The sequence below is a fragment of the Gordonia sp. NPDC003422 genome, from assembly GCF_053588675.1.
This window is the reverse complement of the sequence record NZ_JBSFQL010000063.1, coordinates 1-2,803: the sequence shown is the minus strand read 5'-3', so window position 1 is coordinate 2,803 and position 2,803 is coordinate 1. Positions and strand designations below refer to the sequence as shown.

Sequence of the window (2,803 nt, the reverse complement as noted above, 5' to 3'; positions counted from 1 at the left end):
AAACCATTACCCGACAAAGCTGAAACCTCCCCGAAGACATTCCCCACCGCCAAACATGCTGGCAGACAACAAGCACAACGGCAGAAAGACGTTCATACCGGCAAACTTGATCCATCCCAGGCTATCCACACCCGCCGATGAACACAACAGCTCCACGCCACCACTTCGCGCCCTTCCGATAGTCGGTATCGTGGAATGTCTATGACCCGCGCCGACATCCGTGAGCAACCGATCGCCTGGCCGAGCTGCACGCTCGGCGGCTGGAGCGCGGCCTGGATCGCCGGCCACTGCTCGCCCGACGAGGTGATCAGTGCGCTCACCTCGACCGCCGGCACGCACGTCGTCGACGACCACACCGGCACCCTCGCCACGGGCGCCAGCGGCGTCCTCGACCTTCTGGCGATGCTCCGCGAGGTGGATGCGCTGGTGGTCCGGCTGCCCGACGCGGGCGACCCCGCGGGACTTCCGCCGGATCCGGCGACGACGGCTGCCTTCGCCGCCGGCGAGGTGCTTCTGGTCCGGGACGAAGCGACGCGCTCATCTGCGGCGGGACCTCTTGCCTTGATTCCGTCGGTCACCGGCGCTCGGCTGTCAGGACCACTCCACATCGACGATGCGGTGTGCCGGTGGGCAATTCACCGATACGAGCGTCCGCTGGATCTCGGCGCGTTGACGAGCGGCGGTCCGTCCGCGGGCGATCTCGAACACGAACTGCGGCAAGCGGTCCGGGATGCGACGGACTTGTTCAGCAATCTCGGCGGCGGGGCCAGGGCGGAACGCATCGGTGACCTTCGCGCGCAACTCATGGCACTGACCGCCCGCCATCATGTGCCGTTGCCGCCGTATGCGGACGCCCGCGCCACGCGGATCGTCGAAACCGCGGCCCGCGTCGAGGCGATCGTCGATCTTGCTGTCGCACAACGGGTCCCGAGTGGCGACAGCGCAGGCCACCTCGATCAGGTGGACTCCGGGCTGCGACGCCTGCTGACCCTCACCCGTACTGCCCGGGCCGCAGCAGTCAACGCGACGATCGCCGAATTGATGCGACCGCCGAGCTGATTGCCCAGACCTGCCGGCCTATTCGGCCAGCTTGGCCACCGCCTGCGCCCAGAGGAAGAACTTGTTGGTGCCGAGATCCTTCACCGTCTTGATGTTGAAGGCGGCCGCGAGGTGCTCGGCATCCGAGTCGCTCACGCCCTGAAGCGACGCGACCGGCGCGTTGGCCAGTTCGTCGATCGGCTTGTCCTCGTATGCCTTGTCGAACTTGTCGGCGAGTGCCATCGTGTGAATCTCCTGTACCTCGGTGTACTTGGGTCACGAAACTGTCATCCGCCGCACAGCGGATGCCCCGACGTGCCCCAGCATGGCACCGGATTCCATCATGCGCCAGGACTTCGCTCAGACCGCCTCGAAGCCCACCACCCGCCAGCTGCGGCGGCGATCGTGGAAGCGGGAAGAGCGCGGCCTCGTCGCAGAAACCGCACTTGTCGCCACAAACCTCAGATGTGGCCACAAACCGCTGGTACGCCTCGGGTTTCTGACCAGACACGCGGTTTCTGACATCGTGCTCGCCGTCGCCATCGCGGCCACCGTCACAGAAACCTCACTCGTAGTCAATGATCCGTCCCGGTGTTTCCGGAGGGTTCGTCTCAAGGGAGAATGAAACCTATGGCAGCGGCAGGATCGAAGCGGTACTCGGCTGAGCTGAAGCGCGACGCGGTGGACATGGTCAGGCAGTTGGTGGCCCAGGGTTCCACGGAGTGGGCGGCGATGGGGAAGACCGCGGAGTTGTTGGGTGTGGGCTCGGCGGAGACGGTCCGCTGTTGGGTTCGTAAGACGCCGGCGACTGCGGCGGGCGGCGTTGCGGAAGCCGAGAACGAGGAGATTCGGCGGCTCAAGCAGGAAGTGGCGGAACTTAAGCGAGCGAACGGAATCCTGAAGGCGGCGTCGGCTTTCTTCGCGGCCGAGATCGACCGGCCACACCGCTGATTGTGGAGTTCATCCGCACTCACCAGGGTCACCGGGTGGGTGCGGATGGTCTTATCTGGGGCGTCGATTCGATGTGTGCCGTGCTCGGTGAGCATGGTATCCGCATCGCCCCATCCACGTACTACGAACATATCAACCGCGGGCCCAGTGCCCGTATGCTCGCTGATGCGCACGTCATTGATGCGATATTCACCCTTCGTCGGGAACGTCCGTTGATGCGTGTGTTGGGTTCGCGGAAGACATGGATAGTGTTGCGCAGCAATGGTATTGATGTCGCTCGCTGTACCGTTGAACGAGTGATGCGCGAGATGGGATGGCGTGGCGCGAGCAAGAAGAAACGGGTGCGTACGACCATCCCAGAGCCGAGCGCTGAGCGGCCGGCAGACCTGGTCGATCGACAGTTCTATGCTTCGGCGCCGAATCGTTTGTGGGTGGCAGATTTTACGTACTGTCGTACCGCCTCCGGGTGGGCGTATACAGCGTTCGTCATCGATGTCTTCGCCCGCAAGATCGTCGGATGGAAAGTGGCCTCGGAAATGACGGTGAACCTTGTGACTGACGCCATCAACAACGCGATCGACAATCGAAAGCGTTGTGGTGTAGTCGATTTGACCAAGATCGTGCATCATTCCGATGCGGGATCACAGTACACGGCGATTGTGTTCGGGCAGCGACTGGCCGAGGAGGGAATCGCGGCTTCTATTGGCAGTGTCGGGGATTGCCTGTTGACCGGCTAATCCGGAGCCCGGGGCTACGGTGAAACAGACACGCCGACAACGGAAGATACTTGACCGGGGTTGACGGTGGCGTTACA

Annotated in this window: 5 protein-coding genes; 4 read left to right on the top strand and 1 reads right to left on the bottom strand. The window is 63.4% G+C overall.

Features of this window, described 5'->3' with window-relative positions:
- Nucleotides 1–201: 201 nt before the first annotated feature.
- Complete coding sequence (locus ACWDTF_RS24715; protein WP_240862910.1) at nt 202–1,059, top strand: serine/threonine protein kinase; 858 nt, start codon at nt 202–204, stop codon at nt 1,057–1,059.
- A gap of 18 nt (nt 1,060–1,077) precedes the next feature.
- Here the strand turns inward: ACWDTF_RS24715 and ACWDTF_RS24710 are convergent, their stop codons facing one another.
- Nucleotides 1,078–1,281 (bottom strand): hypothetical protein, encoded by a 204-nt coding sequence (locus tag ACWDTF_RS24710; RefSeq protein WP_240862908.1) that lies wholly within the window; start codon nt 1,279–1,281, stop codon nt 1,078–1,080.
- A gap of 82 nt (nt 1,282–1,363) precedes the next feature.
- Between ACWDTF_RS24710 and ACWDTF_RS24705 the strand changes: the two genes are divergently transcribed.
- Genes ACWDTF_RS24705 through ACWDTF_RS24695 form a run of 3 tightly spaced genes read left to right on the top strand, consistent with a single transcriptional unit; the run spans nt 1,364 to nt 2,726 of the window.
- Nucleotides 1,364–1,663 (top strand): hypothetical protein, encoded by a 300-nt coding sequence (locus ACWDTF_RS24705; RefSeq protein ID WP_355280082.1) that lies wholly within the window; start codon nt 1,364–1,366, stop codon nt 1,661–1,663.
- Nucleotides 1,664–1,668: 5 nt separating this feature from the next.
- Nucleotides 1,669–1,989: a transposase gene (locus ACWDTF_RS24700; RefSeq protein ID WP_374248192.1), complete on the top strand. Its 321-nt coding sequence runs from the start codon at nt 1,669–1,671 to the stop codon at nt 1,987–1,989.
- Nucleotides 1,990–1,991: 2 nt separating this feature from the next.
- Nucleotides 1,992–2,726 carry an IS3 family transposase gene (locus ACWDTF_RS24695; RefSeq protein WP_449755239.1) on the top strand — a complete coding sequence of 245 codons (735 nt, stop codon included), beginning with the start codon at nt 1,992–1,994 and terminating at the stop codon, nt 2,724–2,726.
- Nucleotides 2,727–2,803: the final 77 nt, after the last annotated feature.